This is a genomic window from Thalassospira lucentensis, assembly GCF_011806425.1.
Classification (GTDB): domain Bacteria; phylum Pseudomonadota; class Alphaproteobacteria; order Rhodospirillales; family Thalassospiraceae; genus Thalassospira; species Thalassospira lucentensis_B.
The window spans coordinates 76,971-94,106 of sequence record NZ_JAATOV010000006.1 but is presented as its reverse complement, the minus strand read 5'-3'; the positions used below and the strand labels follow the sequence as shown (position 1 = coordinate 94,106).

Below are 17,136 nucleotides of genomic sequence, written 5' to 3'. Positions count from 1 at the left end.
GCTTGTCACTGGTGCTGCCCGAAATGCTTTGCGCATCCTAGGGCCGCAAATTCGATTTATCTCTTTGATCGGTTATTTCTTGCCGGTCAACGCACGCATCTTTTCGCGAAACACTGCCGCCCAACCGGGTTTTTCGGTGCGCGCCGCACGGGTCAGGACAAGGGCATCTTGATCAACCTTGCCGGTCACTGTGCTGCCCGCCCCAACAATTGCGCCATCCCCGATTTCCACCGGCGCGACCAAGGATGAGTTTGATCCGATAAACGCACCCGCACCGATGTCGGTATGCTGTTTGCGATACCCATCGTAATTACACGTAATCGTGCCTGCACCGATATTGGCCTTGGCCCCAACCCGGGCATCACCGATATAACTCAGGTGATTGACCTTGGCCCCGTCTTCAACAATGGCCTTTTTAATCTCGACAAAGTTGCCAACCTTGGCGCCCGCGCCAATATCCGCACCCGGGCGCAGTCGTGCATAGGGCCCAATATCGGCCCCTGCCCCAACGACACAACTTTCAAGATGACTAAATGCCTTAATCACCGTGTTATCGCCAACCGTAACCCCCGGTCCGAACACAACATTGGGTTCAACAATCACATCGCGCCCCAATTTGGTATCCGCACTTAAAAACACGGATGCCGGATCAATCAGGGTCGCCCCCTCAACCATCGCATTGGTGCGCAGACGGTCCTGCAAAATTGCTTCGGCTTCGGCCAATTGGGTCCGTGAATTCACACCAAGGGTTTCGGCCTCGTCGACTTCGACCGCGACACAGGTTTTGCCGTTTTTACGCGCCACTTCAACCGCATCGGTCAGGTAATATTCGCCTTTGGCATTGACGTTATCAATCGCATCCAAGGTCGCGATCATGTCTTCGGCGCGGAAACACATCACGCCCGAATTACAGAAAGTAATCTGACGCTGGGCATCATCACATTCCTTATCCTCGACAATGGCGCTAAGCATCCCGGTTTGATCATCGGTAACAAGACGGCCATAGCCGCTTGGATCTTCGGGGCGGAATCCCAGAACTGCGACACAATGATCGCCCTCTTCGCGGGCCGCGACCAACCGTTTTAGGGTTTCCGCGGTAAACAGCGGACTATCGGCATACAAAACCAACACATTACCACTAAGGCCGGTCAGCGCGTCTTTGGCAGCCAGAACCGCATGCGCGGTGCCCAGACGATCGGTTTGTTCAAATGTTGGATGGGGGGCCACAGCTTCAATCAGTTTGGGCATGTCGGGCCCAACCACAACCATGGTTTTCACTGCATCAAGTTTGGCCGCGGCATCAATCACATGATTGACCATCGGCTTGCCGGCAACTTTATGCATCACCTTGGGCAATGCACTTTTCATGCGCGTGCCCATACCCGCGGCTAAAACAACAACACTTAGATCAGTCGACATTTAGTACCCTTTTGGCTGCACGTTACGTACAGCACCCCCTATTGATGCGGTCTGCAAAACCTTCTGCGCCGCAGATGAACCAATTTGCAGCAAGTCTTAGAACATATTCTTTTGCAGCAAAAGCCCATAAAGAATCACGTTTTGTTACCGCGTGTTAGCAGATGTTACCGTTTGTTAATGACACAAATTGGGTTAAGTTCCCCTAAAGCCCGCCCGCCTTGCGCGATGCCCCCTTCTTTCCATCTTCTCGGAGCCCCGATTTATGGCAAAATTCATTATGTTCGACCTTGACGGCACCTTGATTGACGGGGTGGATGATCTGCTTTATGCGATGAATGGATTGCTGGGTGCGCATGGCCTTGCACCGCTATCGCGTCACGACCTTGAAGCAATGTTGGGCGATGGCACATGGATGCTGACAAAGCGCGCCTTTGCCGCGCGTGGCAAAACACCAGACGACGCAACGCTTGATGAGCTGAATGTCGATTTCAATGCGCGCTATGTCGCCACCGATTACGCCCACACGCGTCTTTATGACAATGCCGAAACCACCCTTCGTGCTCTTGCCAAAGACGGCTGGACCATTGCGCTGGCGTCTAACAAGCCAACCGCCCCGTGCGAACGTATTCTTCATAATCTTGGGATTTCGGATTTATTTGCCGTCATCGCCGGTGGGGATGCCACCACGGTCAAAAAACCCGATGGAGGTCATCTACGATTTGTACTGGATAAACTTGGCTATGATGCCGGCAAGGGTGACATCGCGGTGATGGTCGGCGACCACGCCAACGATATTAATGCCGCACGCGATGCGAACACATACGCCATTGCGGTCGCGTTTGAAATTTCACCGGATCACGCCCACACATTAAATGCCGACGCGGTTGTCACCGACTATTGCGACCTTATGACCGCAATTGACACCGTCATCGCGCCAAAAGACTAAGGCCCATTGGCCCCAGCCTTTTCACGCCTGTAAACTTAGCCACCTATTTAATCGCCACCGCACCGGTATTGACGATTTCAAACGCCCAGTTTTCGGCCGCGGTGTCGTCAAGGTTTAAGTGCTCCACCAAATATGCAAGCCGTTCGGTATCATCGCCCTTGGCCGTGCAGAAACGATCCTGCTGGTAAAATGGCGGTGTCGCCTGATAGGAAACTTTCGCCCGGACGGATGCCGGTTTCCCCGACATATCCGAAAGCTTGATTTTATAGGTGACGTGATCCCCACCGGTCGGGCTTGGTTTGGTGTAATCGGGATCGTTATCGATGGCGGTAAACCCGGCATCTTCGGCCAAGTCATCCCCCGCGCCGAGCGCCTTGGCAATTGCTTTACGATCCTTCACATCAAGGTATCCTGCGGGCGGCAATCGGTTGTCTTTGACCTCCGCACAAATCGAAAGGAAGCTCGTGGTAAGTTGCCCTTTGGGCGCAACATTGTGGCCACAGCTATAGTTTTTGCTGTCATCAAGGGGCGGTGTGCTGACCAGTTCCTGATAAATCTGGGCCTGGTCTTGCGCGGTCACGGTTTGGTAATGGGGCTGATGGGCGCGTGTAAGCGGATCAATCCGTGCTTTGCACTGATCATCCCACCAAAGTTCGCCGTTAATCGGCTTATTATTTTCATCGACAATCACCCCGGCACCATTCACCCGGCCTGATGCCCAGATCACCTTTTCATCCTTATCAAGCACTTCAAAGGTGACAAACGCGCGCCGGAACCCAACACCGGATGGGAATTTATGACCCGTCAGGCTGGCAATCGCGACGGTGCTGGTCAATTCGCCGCCTTTAATCACAGTGTCTTTGATATCAATATTGACCGTATCGCTGCGCGCCTGTTTGACCATGGCGCGTTCGGTATAGGCCAGCGGATCAACACCCTTTTTGCCCAGCATCGGGTCCGCCGTTGGAATGCCCATGACCTCGGGGAATTGCTGGAACATTTCCACAAGGAACAGGTTCAAACCCACCAGCGTATGACGGGCAAACCCATCACGTTGCTCAAGATCAAGAAGCTCTGGCCCAAATGTATTGGCCGCTGCCGGGAAGTTTGAATATTCCTGGATCGAGGCAATCTTGCTGCGGAATTTGGCTGTGTCATCGCCCGATGGCATGTGACATTCCTGACAGCTAAGCGCCATTTTCCCCGGCCCGACGGGCAGTTCGCCATCAATGGTGTAGCCGGTGCGAAATGCACTAAACGCCCATTCGGCATAGGTTGTCTGTTCATAAACCGTACCAACGTTTTTGCCATCTTTCAGCACAGGCAAATGCACGGTATGGCACGTCCCGCACATTTCCGATGTTTTGATCGCATCGCCTTTGGCAGGTGTAATGCCAAGGGTATATTCCATCGGATGTTTTTGCGGTTTTCCAAACGGCCCATACAGTGTGTTGGCGTCACCCACAAGGAAACTGCCCGTAAAGGTTTTGGCAAAACCCTTTTCGTTGGGATTAAGCGTTGCTTGGCGCTGCAAGACGCAGGCATTTTGCGGTGCGTCTTTAAACTGCGCGGTTGCATCCTCACCCAGCACCATCTGATGGCAGGCCATGCACGAAATACCATCGCGCGCCAACGCCCCATAGGATGCATGCCCCGCCGCCGGATTGTTCGCCGGATAGGGAATCGCATTCACAATGTCGCGGGTAAAGTTACCGCAGGCATCCGCAACCTGCACGCCAGCATCACCCGTATCGCCCGTATTTTTGCCGCTGGCTGATTGCGACGCACGCGTGCCTTCGACCTTGGCCATATTGTGGTCAATCTGGAACTGTCGCTGCCCCATGATCCCATGACAGCCAAAGCAGGTATTTTGCACAAGGTCGGCACTATCACTGTGGAATGTTTGCACCTCGCTCGCCATTTGGGCAAAGAAGATCGGGTCACGCCCGGCAAGCCCCATCGGGGATGACCGCCACGTGGCATAGGGCGCCATGCTCAGCAACAAGTCGCCATCCGGACCGGGATACGGATCGGACATCGCCATATCAAACTGCAACCCGGTACTGCCCGCATCATGACACCCAACGCATTGATCACTTGTCATAAACTGGCTGTGCGGGGATGGGCCATCCGCATCCATCCAGACATTGTCATAGGTCTGCGATGGCATATCGACGGGCGATGGCAGGTTATAGTCAAACGGACTGCCTTTTTTGGCAAAGGCGGTTAAAATTGCCGCCATATCAGGATCCGCTTTGTCCCGTGGGGTGCCCAACGGTTCTGGCACTTTTTCAAACTGTGCGCGCAAACTGTGGATATCCGTCGGCGTCCCATTTGATGCCGCAATCTTTTTGACAGAGGGCGCAACGCCCCCATCTTGGCCGAGATACTGCCCGGCAAAGAAATCTTGCGACAAAAAGACTTCCGGCTGTCCTGGCTTCCCTTTAAGGTTCCGCAACTCGGCAAAGGTCATATCCTTTGCCGACCCATGGCAATTCACACAATATTGCCCAAAGCCCATATTGGGCGGACCGTTACTGGTCCCCGCGGGCCAATCCGCTGTCCATCCCGACGTCGGCCAGCCATACCAGCCCCAAAACCATCCATCAAACGACGCATCACGATCGCGCACCATGATCGCCGCACCGCTGGTCGGCCAAAGCTTGAGGGGATTTTCCTTGGCACAGGCGGCGGCGGGTTGCGGATACATTTCCTTGACCATGATCGCGCCGTCGGGGATTGCGGTCGGTTTGGCGGGGCGGGTTGCCTCGGCCCCGCGGTTTTTGGATAACCAGTCGACCATTTTTGGCGAATACCAAATCACGACGGGCGAATGCGTCCCGTGATAGGTGCCAACCCATTCGCCGTTCTTGCCCACTGTATCGCGGCTGGCGGTATAAGGGCCGGTATCGCGGACAAATTTGTCGCGCACCCAACCCGAACCGGTATCGCGGTGGCACCAGTTATCAAAGAATTTCGAAAGCGCATCTTCATATTCATTCAGCGGCAAGCCCGACGGATCGGCCACCGTCGCGCTAAGCGACTTACACAAGGCGGTATCGGTCGGAACAAGGGGTTTATCGCGTAACGCCGAACATGATTGCGCCCAGACCGCACCTGAAACGCAACAGCCCATCCCCGCCAAAACCAATGCACGCACAATACGGCTTACTGACCAGTCAAACATGGATCGCCCCCCATTTGCGTCTGCCCCCAAACGCGTTTTAACCTTACGATCAGTATGGTCTTTGACGATAAATACTCAACCCCTAATTGCTCAAAATTACCATAACTCACCCTTATGGATAGGCGATTTTCAGCTACAAAAAAACAAACCGGCTGGCAATTGCTTGCCAACCGGTTTGTATTGTGTCGGATGCCATGGCCCCCCAATTACATCCGACCGTTATTTTTAGATTTATCCGTGATCAATGGCTGTCTTTGGGGATCGCCTTGCCCCGATGCCCGACCAAGAAGTCGAAATCGGCCCCTTTGTCTGCACCAATGACGCTTTTATAATAGAGCGACGCATATCCGCTTTCCGGGACCGGAACGGTGCTCTGCCAATCGGCCAAGCGCTGCTTAAGCTCTTCATCGCTGATATCAAGATGCAGTTTGCGGTTGGGCACATCCAGCTCGATGATGTCGCCATTCTTCACCACGGCCAACGGACCACCGGCTGCTGCCTCGGGCGAGGTATGCAGAACAACCGTGCCGTATGCCGTGCCGCTCATGCGGGCATCGGAAATACGGACCATGTCGGTAATGCCCTTACGCAGCACTTTGGGCGGAAGGCCCATGTTGCCGACTTCGGCCATCCCCGGATAGCCTTTCGGACCACAGTTTTTAAGCACCATGATGCAGTTTTCATCGATATCAAGATCTTCGTCATAGATCTTGGCTTTGTAATCATCGATGTCTTCAAACACCACGGCACGTCCGCGATGGGTCAAAAGCTCCGGCGTTGCGGCGGATGGTTTAAGCACCGCACCATTCGGGGCCAAGTTGCCCCTCACCACGGCAATACCGCCACTTTCGGTCAGTGCTTTGTCGAACGGACGAATAACGTCATCGTTCCAATTGCGTACTTCTTTGACCTGATCCCACATGGTTTCGCCCGACACGGTCAACGCATCATTATGCAGCTTCCCGGCCTCGGCCAGCGCCTTGATCACCACAGGCAACCCGCCGGAATAGAAGAATTCCTCCATCAGGTATTTGCCTGATGGCTGCAAGTTGACAATCGTTGGGATATCACGCCCCAAACGATCCCAATCATCCAGGCTAAGATCAATTCCGACACGTCCGGCAATCGCCAACAAATGGATTACCGCGTTGGTCGATCCACCGATTGCGCCATTGACCCGAATGGCGTTTTCAAACGCTTCCTTGGTCATCACGTCAGATGGTTTGAGGTCTTCTTTGACCATATCAACAATCCGACGCCCGGTGATGTGCGCCATCACGCGACGGCGGCTATCGACCGCTGGGATCGCCGCATTGCCCGAAAGCGCCATGCCAAGCGCCTCGGCCATGCTGGCCATGGTCGATGCGGTGCCCATCGTGTTGCACGAACCGGGCGAACGCGACATGGCAATTTCCGCTTCAAGGAAATCTTCGGTGCTGATCTTGCCCGCCTTGCGGTCCTCGGAAAGCTGCCAAAGCGACGTGCCCGACCCAATATCCTGACCACGCCATTTACCATTGAGCATCGGGCCACCGGTGACCACAATCGCCGGGATATCGACACTGGCCGCCCCCATCAAAAGGGCCGGGGTGGTTTTATCACAGCCCACCATCAGAACCACACCGTCAAGCGGGGTACCACGAAGGGCTTCTTCGACGTCCATGGCGCACAGGTTGCGGAACATCATTGCGGTCGGGCGCAGCGTGCTTTCGCCCGGCGAGAAGACCGGGAATTCAAGCGGCAAGCCGCCTGCTTCGTAAATGCCGTGTTTAACCCGCTCGGCCAAATCGCGCAGATGCGCATTACATGGGGTCAGTTGCGACCATGTATTACAAATACCAATCACCGGTCGACCATCGAACAAATCAGATGGCAGGCCCTGGTTTTTCATCCAGCTGCGGTGATAGATGGCGTCTTTACTGCTGCCACCAAACCAGCCTTCTTGCGAACGCAGCGTCCGTGGCCATTTTGCCGGTTTAAACTTGGTCATGCCCGTTCTCCTTTTGGATTTATTATCGAGACGGGTCCTGTCACGCACAGATACGGGGCAAGTGCGCGGGACTGTAAAAGACGCAAATATCCGTGCCACACCGATTTAACTTGGCTGTGCCGTTGGATATCTGCGCCCTTTCTCGTCATCGTATTGTTACGCTTTGTTTTTGTTATAGACGTCAAAGATCACCGCTGCGAGCAGCACCAAACCTTTGATCACTTGTTGCCAGTCAATCCCGACACCAACAATCGACATGCCGTTATTCATCACGCCCATAATAAGCGCGCCAACAACAGCACCAATCACTTTACCAACACCGCCCGACATCGATGCACCGCCGATAAACACAGCCGCGATCACATCAAGCTCAAACGCAAGACCGGCTTTTGGCGTCGCCGTGTTCAAACGTGCGGCAAACACCAACCCGGCAAGGGCGGCCAACATACCCATATTGGCAAAGGTAAAGAAGGTCAGGCGTTTGGTATTAATACCCGAAAGTTTGGCGGCCTTTTCATTCCCGCCCAGCGCATAGATACGCCGGCCAAGGGTGGTGCTGTTGGTGATAAAGGTAAAGATCGCAATCAACACCGCCATAATGATCAAGATGTTTGGCAAACCGCGATAGGTCGACAAAAGATATGTCACAAACAAGATCGCCAAACCGGCAACCGCATGCTGGGTGACGAATACCGCCATCGGTTCATCAACAGCGGCAAACTTCGCCTGCTTGGCCCGCGACCGCAGGCCAAGGATCGGCAACAGTGCGGCCAATGCCACGCCAAGCGTCATCGAAAAGACGTTAAAGCGTCCTTCGAACAAACCGCCCATCAAGTCTGGCAAAAAGCCCGACGACATTGCCTGGAAACTATCGGGGAACGGACCAACCGACGCCCCGCCCAAAAGCGCAAGGGTCAGCCCCTTAAACACCAGCATCCCGGCCAAGGTCACGATAAAGGACGGAATGCGCCAATAGGCCACCCAATAGCCTTGCGCGGCGCCAATAATCGCACCGACCACAAGGCAGGCTGGAACAACAAACACGGTCGGCAAGTCCCAATGGACAATCATCACCGCGGCAAGCGCACCGATAAAGCCAACGACCGAGCCAACCGAAAGGTCAATATTCCCCCCGACAATCACCAGCAACATGCCAACGGCCATGATGATGATATAGCTGTTCTGAAGGAACAAGTTCGTCAGGTTGACGGGTTTGAGCATAATCCCGTCGGTAACAACCTGGAAGAAGGCCAGAATGGCGACCAGCGCAACAACCATGCCGTATTCACGGATATGGGTGCGCAAATAGTAACCAATTGATTTGTTTTCAGTATCCGTCATTCTCTGTTCCTCACGCCTTCAGGATCATGCGCATGATTGCTTCCTGACTTGCATCTTTTGCTGCAAGTTGCCCTTTGATCTCACCCTCGTTCATCACGTAGATGCGATCGCACATGCCCAGAAGCTCCGGCATTTCCGACGAGATCATAATGACCCCCTTACCGTCGGCTGCCAGTTGGTTGATAATGGTATAAATTTCGTATTTGGCCCCGACATCGATACCGCGTGTCGGCTCGTCCAAAATCAGAACTTCGGGGGCCGCAAACAGCCATTTTGACAAAACGACTTTCTGCTGGTTCCCGCCGGAAAGATTGACGACCTTTTGTTCAACATTCGGGGTCCGAATATTGATTTTCTGTCGGTAATCCTCGGCAACGGACCGTTCAGCCCCTTCGTTCAAAACACCGTGCTCAGACACGCCGCCCAAATTGGCAAGGGTGATGTTGGTCGTGATGCTTTCATCAAGGATCAGACCCATTTCCTTACGGTCTTCGGTGACATAGGCAAGCCCGGCCGCAATGGCCTTTTCCACGGTTGAAACATCAACCGGTGCGCCATTGATCAAAACTTCGCCGGAAATCTCGGTGCCATAGGATTTGCCAAAAATGCTCATGGCAAGTTCGGTACGCCCCGCCCCCATCAGGCCCGCAATCCCCACAACTTCGCCCGCGGCAACGTCGATATTGACGTTATCAACGACCTTACGTTCAGGGTGCAACGGGTGGGTGGCCGACCAGTTGCGCACTTCCATCAGCTTTTTCTCGCCGATATTGGGGGTACGTTCCGGGTACCGATTGGCCATATCACGGCCAACCATGTCTTTGACGATGTCGTCTTCGGTAATTTGGCCACCGCGCGCATCCAACGTCGAAATCGCCTTGCCATCACGGATCACGGTGATGCGATCAGCAACACGGTTAATCTCGTTTAGCTTGTGCGAAATCAGGATCGATGTGATGCCCTGCGCCTTAAATTCCAACAACAGATCAAGTAGCTTTTGACTGTCATTTTCCTGCAAACTGGCGGTCGGCTCGTCCAAAATCAGAAGTTTGACCTTTTTTGACAGCGCCTTGGCAATTTCCACCAGCTGCTGTTTCCCGACCCCGATATTGGTCACCAATGTCGCCGGGTTTTCTTTTAGGCCAACTTTTGACAGCAACTCGCCCGTGCGCGCAAAGGTCGCAGGCCAGTTGACGATGCCGTTTTCCGCCACTTCGTTGCCCAAAAAGATGTTTTCGGCAATCGACAGAAGCGGCACCAAAGCCAGTTCTTGGTGAATAATGATAATGCCGCGATCTTCGCTGTCGCGGATATCTTTGAATTCCTGCACGCCACCGTCATACAGGATATCCCCGTCATAGGTGCCGTGCGGATAAACCCCACTTAACACCTTCATCAGGGTCGATTTACCAGCACCATTCTCGCCGCAAAGTGCGTGGATTTCACCACGTTCAACCTTCAGGCTGACATCATCCAGTGCCTTTACCCCAGGAAAGGTTTTGGTGATGTTCTTCATTTCCAGGATGGTATCCATCCGGTCCTCCAACTGCCGCGGATAAACGGCGAAGCTTCTAGATACGTGTCGTATAAGTGTCTGGGATAAATTCTTGGCGGATCGTGCCCGGCCTTAAACCGCGTTAAGGCAACGCCTGCGCTTTGTGGGAAGGCACCCGCATCCGAAAATGTTCAGACATTGGAACCTGGCCAATCCGCCAATGACAGATCGCCAGGTTCCATTGCTAAAGCGTTGGCTTACTTCACTTCATCTTCGGTGTAGTAACCAGAACCAAGGATGATTTCTTTCCAGTTGGATTTATCAACCATCACCGGCTCAAGCAGGTAGGCCGGAACGACCTTCACGCCATTGTCATAGGTTTTGGTGTCGTTGATGGTCGGCTCGCGACCGGCAAGGACATCGTCAACCATCGACACGGTGACGCGGGCAAGTTCACGGGTATCTTTAAAGATCGTGGAATACTGTTCACCAGCAATGATCGATTTGATCGACTGCAATTCAGCATCCTGACCGGTTACGATCGGCATCTTCATATCGCCAGAACCGTAACCAACACCTTTGAGCGACGACAGGATACCAATGGAAATGCCGTCATACGGTGACAGAACGCCATCGACTTTGTCGTCGGTGTAATAGGCCGACAGAAGGTTATCCATACGTGCCTGTGCAACCGCACCGTCCCAACGCAGGGTACCGACTTTGTCCATGCCCATCTGGCCGGATTTAACCACAACCGTACCTTCATCGATCAGCGGCTGCAGGATCGACATTGCACCGTTATAGAAGAAATATGCGTTGTTATCGTCTGGCGAACCGCCAAACAGTTCTACGTTAAACGGCGGTTCACCCGATGCGAGCAAACCATCAACCAACGAGGTTGCCTGCTGAACGCCGACTTTGAAGTTATCAAAGGTCGAATAGTAATCGACATTGGCACTTTCGCGGATCAAACGGTCATAGGCAAAAACCTTAATGCCCGCTGCTTTGGCGTTTTCCAGCGCGTTTGAAAGGGTCGTGCCGTCAATTGCGGCGATCACCAATACATCAACGCCTTTAACGATCATGTTTTCGATCTGGGACAGCTGATTGGGAATATCGTCTTCTGCATATTGAAGATCGGTTTTGTAACCGGCATCTTCGAACTGCTTGACCATGGAATTACCGTCAGAAATCCAACGTGCCGAAGATTTGGTCGGCATTGCGATCCCGACATAGCCTTTTTCGTCGGCATGTGCGTAGCCGCCGGAAATCATCGGGCTCATCATTGCGGCCGCGCCAAAGGCGACCCCTGCCATTACGGCACCGAGACGTTTCATTGCTATCCTCCCTAAAAGACACGGCACAACAGCCATTTCTTTTGCCCGACTTTTCTCAGGCGTTTTTTTGCCTGCGCATGTCGTGTCTTTGTTTTCACTTAAATAATGTGCCCCATTTCCCAAAGGACACGGCCAGCATTATTCAGAGCATCAACATAACAATCAAATAACTAATTTCGAAACTTGCATATCAAAACTGATATATTAAAATCCGTGGCAAGGGAGAAACCAGCATGACCGAAACACGCAACAGCCATCCTCTAAGCTCTGCCAAATCCTTGTTATTTAGGTCTGGCAACCTGTTTCAGCGCGGATTAAAGCTCAGCCACCTGCGCATGATTGTCGCGATGGAGGAAACCGGTCAGATCAGTTTGGCTGCGGATATGCTGAAAACATCCCAACCGGCGGCGTCACGATTACTGTCGGAAATGGAAACGATCCTTGAGGTGCGCCTTTGTGTCCGCAGTCCGCGCGGCATTGAAATGACCAATGCCGGGCGCGCCCTTGCACGGCGTGCGCGCAGCATGTTGATCGAAATCCGCGAAGCCGAACGCGAAATCGAAGACATCAAACATGGCGGCGGCACGGTGTTTATCGGGGCGGTCACGGCGGCGGCGGTTGATTTGGTTGTCCCGGCCATTCGCACGGTTCAATCGGTCAATGCCCTGCTTGAAGCACATGTTGCCGTGGGGCCATCGCATCAGTTGATCAAGGATTTGCTGGCCGGTGATCATGACTTTGTCATTGGCCGTGTGCCTGCCGACATGAACCCGCGCCAATTTAACATCCGCGAAATCCGAAGCGAGAAAATCCGACTGATGGTCCGCTCTGGTCATCCGCTTTTGAATGGCAACAAACCGGTATCCCTGGAACGGCTTGCGATGTTTGAATGGATCTTGCCGCCACCGGGCAACTTGATGCGCCGAACCATCGAAGATGGCTTTATATCGCGCAATTTACCCCTGCCCCATTCAAGTTTGAACTCTGCGTCGCTTTTGGTTACACTGGCGACATTGGCCGATACCGATGCCATCGCCCCGATGGCCGAAGAAGTCACAAGCCTTCTTTCTAGCGGCGGGCTGATTACCGAACTTCCCTTTGACGGCTCCATCGAAATCAAACCTTACAGCCTGATTACCGCGCGTGGTCACCGATTGTCGCCATCGGCCCAATTGGTATCTGATCACATCTTGGCACGGATTGAAAAACCGGCTTTGGTGTCGGGCACTTAACGGCAATCAAACCGGGCGTCACATGGGCGCAGCATGGTTTTGGGCGCTCAGTTGCAGATGCAAGATGGGGAACGGACGACCTTCGCCGTCGGTTTCGGACCGGCCAACCACCTTAAACCCGACCTTTTGATAAAATGCCAAGGCACCGGGATTTTGTGCGTTCACATCAACCAACTTGGCACCGTGGTTTGAAATCGCAAAATCGATTAATGCCCGGCCAACGCCCTGTTTCATGGCCTTTGGATCGACAAAAAGCATTTCGATCTTTTGACCCTGCAGGCCGATAAAACCAACGATATTAAGGCCTTCATCGCGCCAAACATATAGATCCACCGCTTCGAAATACTGATCCAGGATCAGGGCGCGCAGGCCGGTGATATCATCCTGCGATAGAAAATCATGGGTCGCGCGAACCGCATTTTCCCAAATCTTGATCAGGCGGGGATAATCATCCTTTGTCGGCCTGTTGATCTGCATATTGACAGCCACTTTCGTTCTATTTATTCCCCGGCGTCTTACTACCCGCCTGACGGCCTCCTGAACAATAAAAATTGCCCCGATTGTGCCATCAGCGTGCCGCAAAGCCCGATCAGAAGGTCGGACTTCGCGCAGGAAACACGAATGCAAACGCCTTATACATCCAACCTTATTGTCATTACCGGGGGTCCCGGTGCTGGCAAAACCACATTGATCAATCATCTTAACCAACGCGGCTATGACACCAGCCCGGAGGCCGCACGCGCCATCATCGAAGAACAGCTCGAGCGCGGTGGCAACGCTGTGCCGTGGGAAGATAACGAAGCCTATGCCGGTTTGATGGCTCGGCGCTCCATCCGCGATTGGAAAAACGGCATGGAATGCCATCCGCGCACGGTGTTTTGTGATCGCGGCCTACCCGATACGCTGGCACACCGTTTGTTGTCAAAACTCCCGGAAGACAAGGGGCTTTTGAGTGCGATCAACACGTATCGCTATCGGCGCACGGCCTTTATCCTGCCGCCATGGGCGGAAATTTATAAAACGGACGATGCGCGAACACAAAGTTTCGCCGAGGCCGTCAGAACATATGTCGTTCTGTGCCGGACCTATCACCAATGCGGTTACGAACTGGTCGAAATCCGCAAAGGCCCGGTCGAACAACGTGCCAGTCAAATCCTTACACGGCTAAAGCTTTAGGCCGAGAAACGCCGCGTCCAACAACAAGACGGCCCAGACCATTCTTTAAAAACCGCGCACACACCCCAATTAGAAGTGCCCACCCAAAGACGAGTGACCCGAATTTATGATCTCCTGCCCCCGCAAACTTAAAACAACCAGTGCTGCTGCCCTTGGCCTTTTGTCGCTGATCACAACAAGCCTTCCGGCAAAGGCCGCGTGCTATGGCTGGCCGCTGCGTGAATATCGCGGTGAATATGCCTATGACGGGGATACGATTTATGTGGCTCTTCCGGGACTTCCGGGTGAAATCGCCAAGATGTCGGTCCGCGTGCGCGGGGTGGATACCCCCGAAATTCGTGGAAAATGCGAAAGCGAAAAACACCTTGCCAAACAGGCCCGCGATTATGCGCGTAACCGGCTGAAATCCGCCAAATCGGTGGAGTTTTGCGAACCCGAGTGGGGTCGCTATGGCGGGCGTGTTGTTGCATCCGTGCGCATTGATGGCAGCCCGCTTGATGTCGAGTTGATCGATAATGGGCTGGCACGCGCCTATGACGGCAAAACCAAACGCCAGCCTTGGTGTAACGGGTAGTCGCACCCCATCACTTTGATGTGTAGACCACATATCTATGCCGTGCTTGGGCTGGACAAATGCGATATTGCCGCCATCTTTTGGGCAATGACCTTTTACGGTGCCAAAAGACGGCAAGAGGATACGCATGAGCAAATACACCAAAGACCCCGACGCAATCGCCAATCTGTCATCAGATCAGTATCACGTCACCCAGGAAAGCGGCACAGAACCGCCGTTTCGCAACGATTTCTGGGATCATAAGGACGACGGGCTGTATGTCGATATCGTATCGGGTGAACCGCTTTTCACATCAAAAGACAAATTTGATTCCGGGTGTGGCTGGCCGAGTTTCGTAAAGCCGGTCGATAAGGACTATGTGGTTGCGCGCGAAGACAATACCCACGGTATGCGCCGCATTGAGGTGCGATCCAAGCATGGTGATAGCCATTTGGGCCATGTTTTCCCCGATGGACCGCAGGATCGTGGGGGTTTGCGCTATTGCATCAACTCGGCAAGCTTGCGGTTTATCCCGGTCAAAGACCTTGAGGCCGAAGGGTATGGCGATTACGCATCCCTTTTTGAATAATCACCGCGATTATTCATTTTAAGCGAAAAATCAAAAAGACCGGCGCATGGGTGATCATGGCCGGTCTTTTTTGTGGATTTTTATTTGTATGAGGATTTGAAACCGGACCCGAAAAATCCATGCCAAAGGCAGCAGGTTTTCAAACGCAATTTTTAAGCCCCAAAATCACGTTTGAGAAATCGCGTTTCAAATTCGCGTTTAAGAAATCCCGTGTAAGAAATCCGGTTTCAAAATCCGATTTACGAAACCCGGTTTGAGAATTCCGATTTACGAAACCCGGTTTGAGAATTCCGATTTGCGAGATCGCGTTTGATAATTCCAGTTTGATAATTCCGATTTGCGAAATCGAATTTCAAAATCAAGCTTGGACGTCTAGGTTCAAAATGCCGTCCCCAAATCCAGTTTCAAAATTCGGTTCCAGAACTCGGTTCCAGAACTCGGTTCCAAAGTTCGGTTTCAAAATTGGGTTTCAAAAGCGGCTTTTTGGAATTCCATTTTCTGAAACGCCGGTTTCTCGAATTCTGTTCTCTGAAACGCCGCTTTTGGGAATTTCGGTTTTGGGAATTCTGGTTTGCCGCCGGATCGGGAATTGGGGATCAGGCGGCATGCCCCCACATCACCGGTCCGACGTGTTTTTCGGGCGTTGCAGATTGAGTTGCCTAATCCAAAATCGCTGGTCAGAAATCGCCGCCGAGAACCCAACATCAAAACCCAAAAATCGCGGTTTAAAAATCGCCGGGGGCGCATTGCAGGCAGGTTAGGCCCATCTCGCGCCATTTATCGACGACGCGGCTGCGGTCATCGACGACCAGCCATGGGTCAAAGCCATCGGCACGGATTTGGGCCAGAAGGTCTTCTTTGACGTCTTCGTCGGTGCGGTGATCAGCGTCCTCTGGGCGCAGATACATGCCATCAAACGGGATGTTGTGCGCACGCAGCCATGCTTCGGAGCGGTGTTGCCAGCCGGCTGGGCGGCCAGAGCAAATGACGATGGCGTGGCCGGAGTCATGCAAGATGCGCAGCAAGCGTTCGATATTTTCAATCGGCTTGGCCAAATCCATTTCGTCGAAAAACGCGTCCCAGTGTTTTTCCACACCATGAACCAGATGCCCTAAACGGTCGGCATCAAAATGCGCCAAGGTGCCATCCATATCAAAGACCACCGCCTGTTTTGCAGGGGCAGCATCGGATGCCGGTCGGTTCGAGGCCGACGGGTTCAGTGACGGCGCATGGGTTTGCGGGTTCACGCAGAAATCTCCTTCATCAGTGTTTCGGTCAAATTTTCATAGTCCCAACCGTCTTTGGTCGGGCGGAACAACATCGGGGTGGCGTTGGGCACACGCGGCCCATCGGCATCAAAACCGGTCATATAGAGAATGCAGCGCGCCACACCGGAATGGGCGACGATGACGTTCAGATGGTCGGTGACCTCGGCCAGGGCCTGTTGCATGGCAAAGGAAACGCGCTGACACATGGCATCGAACCCTTCGCCGTTGGGCGGGGTGTCAAAGCGCGGGCACAATTCATCAATCGAGCGGCCTTCAAGATCGCCCCAATGACGTTCGCGCAATCCATCCAAAACGTGGGCGGTGTAATCAGGCAAGGCCAATTGCGCGGTTTTACGCGCACGGTCCTGTGGACTGACATAAACCGATTGCCACGTGCCTTTTGCCATAAGCGGCGCAATCGCAGCCGCCTGTGCGCGGCCGGTGGCGTTCAAAGGTGGTTCACTGGACCCGGCAATGATGCCCGCCAGATTGGCATCGGTTTCACCGTGGCGGATGAAAACAAAGGGCACCTTGGGAAATTCAAATTTTTCAGCGGCATAAATCATGACCGGGCATCACCGTTTTTGGGGAAAGAAAGCACAT

The 17,136-nt window shown here is 53.4% G+C and carries 14 protein-coding genes; 5 read left to right on the top strand and 9 right to left on the bottom strand.

Annotated elements, in window-relative coordinates:
• Positions 1-72 precede the first annotated feature (72 nt).
• Complete coding sequence (gene glmU / locus HCZ99_RS17085) at positions 73-1,419, bottom strand: bifunctional UDP-N-acetylglucosamine diphosphorylase/glucosamine-1-phosphate N-acetyltransferase GlmU (protein WP_167448224.1); 1,347 nt, start codon at positions 1,417-1,419, stop codon at positions 73-75.
• 262 nt (positions 1,420-1,681) lie between these two features.
• On the opposite strand from glmU, the gene HCZ99_RS17080 reads away from it, so the two are divergent.
• On the top strand, positions 1,682-2,365 hold the full coding sequence (locus tag HCZ99_RS17080; protein ID WP_167448223.1) for an HAD hydrolase-like protein: 684 nt from the start codon (positions 1,682-1,684) through the stop codon (positions 2,363-2,365).
• 43 nt (positions 2,366-2,408) lie between these two features.
• On the opposite strand, the gene HCZ99_RS17075 is transcribed toward HCZ99_RS17080, so the two are convergent.
• The 5 genes from HCZ99_RS17075 to chvE all read right to left on the bottom strand — a co-directional run bounded on the left by HCZ99_RS17075 (position 2,409) and on the right by chvE (position 11,715).
• Positions 2,409-5,552, bottom strand: a complete 3,144-nt coding sequence (locus HCZ99_RS17075) for a hypothetical protein (RefSeq protein WP_217701522.1) — start codon at positions 5,550-5,552, stop codon at positions 2,409-2,411.
• 241 nt (positions 5,553-5,793) lie between these two features.
• Positions 5,794-7,542 (bottom strand): L-arabinonate dehydratase, encoded by a 1,749-nt coding sequence (gene araD, locus HCZ99_RS17070; RefSeq protein ID WP_167448222.1) that lies wholly within the window; start codon positions 7,540-7,542, stop codon positions 5,794-5,796.
• 156 nt (positions 7,543-7,698) lie between these two features.
• Positions 7,699-8,883, bottom strand: coding sequence for a multiple monosaccharide ABC transporter permease (gene mmsB / locus HCZ99_RS17065; RefSeq protein ID WP_167448221.1), 1,185 nt, complete (start codon positions 8,881-8,883; stop codon positions 7,699-7,701).
• Between the two features lie 10 nt (positions 8,884-8,893).
• Positions 8,894-10,417: a multiple monosaccharide ABC transporter ATP-binding protein gene (gene mmsA / locus HCZ99_RS17060; protein WP_167448220.1), complete on the bottom strand. Its 1,524-nt coding sequence runs from the start codon at positions 10,415-10,417 to the stop codon at positions 8,894-8,896.
• 218 nt (positions 10,418-10,635) lie between these two features.
• A complete protein-coding gene (gene chvE / locus HCZ99_RS17055; RefSeq protein WP_167448219.1) occupies positions 10,636-11,715 on the bottom strand; it encodes a multiple monosaccharide ABC transporter substrate-binding protein in 1,080 nt (359 codons plus the stop codon).
• A gap of 233 nt (positions 11,716-11,948) precedes the next feature.
• On the opposite strand from chvE, the gene HCZ99_RS17050 reads away from it, so the two are divergent.
• Positions 11,949-12,947, top strand: coding sequence for a LysR family transcriptional regulator (locus HCZ99_RS17050; protein ID WP_167448218.1), 999 nt, complete (start codon positions 11,949-11,951; stop codon positions 12,945-12,947).
• An 18-nt stretch (positions 12,948-12,965) separates the two neighbouring features.
• Here HCZ99_RS17050 and HCZ99_RS17045 read toward each other — a convergent pair whose 3' ends face one another.
• Positions 12,966-13,424: an acetyltransferase gene (locus tag HCZ99_RS17045; RefSeq protein ID WP_167448217.1), complete on the bottom strand. Its 459-nt coding sequence runs from the start codon at positions 13,422-13,424 to the stop codon at positions 12,966-12,968.
• A 144-nt stretch (positions 13,425-13,568) separates the two neighbouring features.
• On the opposite strand from HCZ99_RS17045, the gene HCZ99_RS17040 reads away from it, so the two are divergent.
• From HCZ99_RS17040 to msrB, 3 genes are all read left to right on the top strand, one after another.
• On the top strand, positions 13,569-14,123 hold the full coding sequence (locus tag HCZ99_RS17040; protein ID WP_167448216.1) for an AAA family ATPase: 555 nt from the start codon (positions 13,569-13,571) through the stop codon (positions 14,121-14,123).
• 106 nt (positions 14,124-14,229) lie between these two features.
• A complete protein-coding gene (locus HCZ99_RS17035) occupies positions 14,230-14,697 on the top strand; it encodes a thermonuclease family protein (RefSeq protein WP_167448215.1) in 468 nt (155 codons plus the stop codon).
• Between the two features lie 127 nt (positions 14,698-14,824).
• Entirely contained in the window at positions 14,825-15,265 is a 441-nt protein-coding gene (msrB, locus tag HCZ99_RS17030) for a peptide-methionine (R)-S-oxide reductase MsrB (protein WP_167448214.1), read from the top strand.
• Between the two features lie 725 nt (positions 15,266-15,990).
• Here msrB and HCZ99_RS17025 read toward each other — a convergent pair.
• Together HCZ99_RS17025 and HCZ99_RS17020 are read right to left on the bottom strand one after the other, a co-directional pair.
• Positions 15,991-16,512 (bottom strand): phosphatase domain-containing protein, encoded by a 522-nt coding sequence (locus HCZ99_RS17025; protein ID WP_368484278.1) that lies wholly within the window; start codon positions 16,510-16,512, stop codon positions 15,991-15,993.
• Positions 16,509-17,099, bottom strand: a complete 591-nt coding sequence (locus HCZ99_RS17020) for a histidine phosphatase family protein (RefSeq protein ID WP_167448213.1) — start codon at positions 17,097-17,099, stop codon at positions 16,509-16,511. Before HCZ99_RS17020 ends, HCZ99_RS17025 begins: the two co-directional genes overlap by 4 nt.
• Between the last annotated feature and the right edge of the window lie 37 nt (positions 17,100-17,136).

Excerpts from the sequence above, each read along its gene's own strand:
- HCZ99_RS17040 (WP_167448216.1), top strand. The coding sequence starts at position 13,569 with ATGCAAACGCCTTATACATCCAACCTTATTGTCATTACCGGGGGTCCC.
- mmsA (WP_167448220.1), bottom strand. The coding sequence starts at position 10,417 with ATGGATACCATCCTGGAAATGAAGAACATCACCAAAACCTTTCCTGGG.
- HCZ99_RS17080 (WP_167448223.1), top strand. The coding sequence starts at position 1,682 with ATGGCAAAATTCATTATGTTCGACCTTGACGGCACCTTGATTGACGGG.
- glmU (WP_167448224.1), bottom strand. The coding sequence starts at position 1,419 with ATGTCGACTGATCTAAGTGTTGTTGTTTTAGCCGCGGGTATGGGCACG.
- msrB (WP_167448214.1), top strand. The coding sequence starts at position 14,825 with ATGAGCAAATACACCAAAGACCCCGACGCAATCGCCAATCTGTCATCA.
- HCZ99_RS17050 (WP_167448218.1), top strand. The coding sequence starts at position 11,949 with ATGACCGAAACACGCAACAGCCATCCTCTAAGCTCTGCCAAATCCTTG.
- araD (WP_167448222.1), bottom strand. The coding sequence starts at position 7,542 with ATGACCAAGTTTAAACCGGCAAAATGGCCACGGACGCTGCGTTCGCAA.
- HCZ99_RS17045 (WP_167448217.1), bottom strand. The coding sequence starts at position 13,424 with ATGCAGATCAACAGGCCGACAAAGGATGATTATCCCCGCCTGATCAAG.
- HCZ99_RS17075 (WP_217701522.1), bottom strand. The coding sequence starts at position 5,552 with ATGTTTGACTGGTCAGTAAGCCGTATTGTGCGTGCATTGGTTTTGGCG.
- HCZ99_RS17020 (WP_167448213.1), bottom strand. The coding sequence starts at position 17,099 with ATGATTTATGCCGCTGAAAAATTTGAATTTCCCAAGGTGCCCTTTGTT.
- HCZ99_RS17035 (WP_167448215.1), top strand. The coding sequence starts at position 14,230 with ATGATCTCCTGCCCCCGCAAACTTAAAACAACCAGTGCTGCTGCCCTT.
- chvE (WP_167448219.1), bottom strand. The coding sequence starts at position 11,715 with ATGAAACGTCTCGGTGCCGTAATGGCAGGGGTCGCCTTTGGCGCGGCC.
- mmsB (WP_167448221.1), bottom strand. The coding sequence starts at position 8,883 with ATGACGGATACTGAAAACAAATCAATTGGTTACTATTTGCGCACCCAT.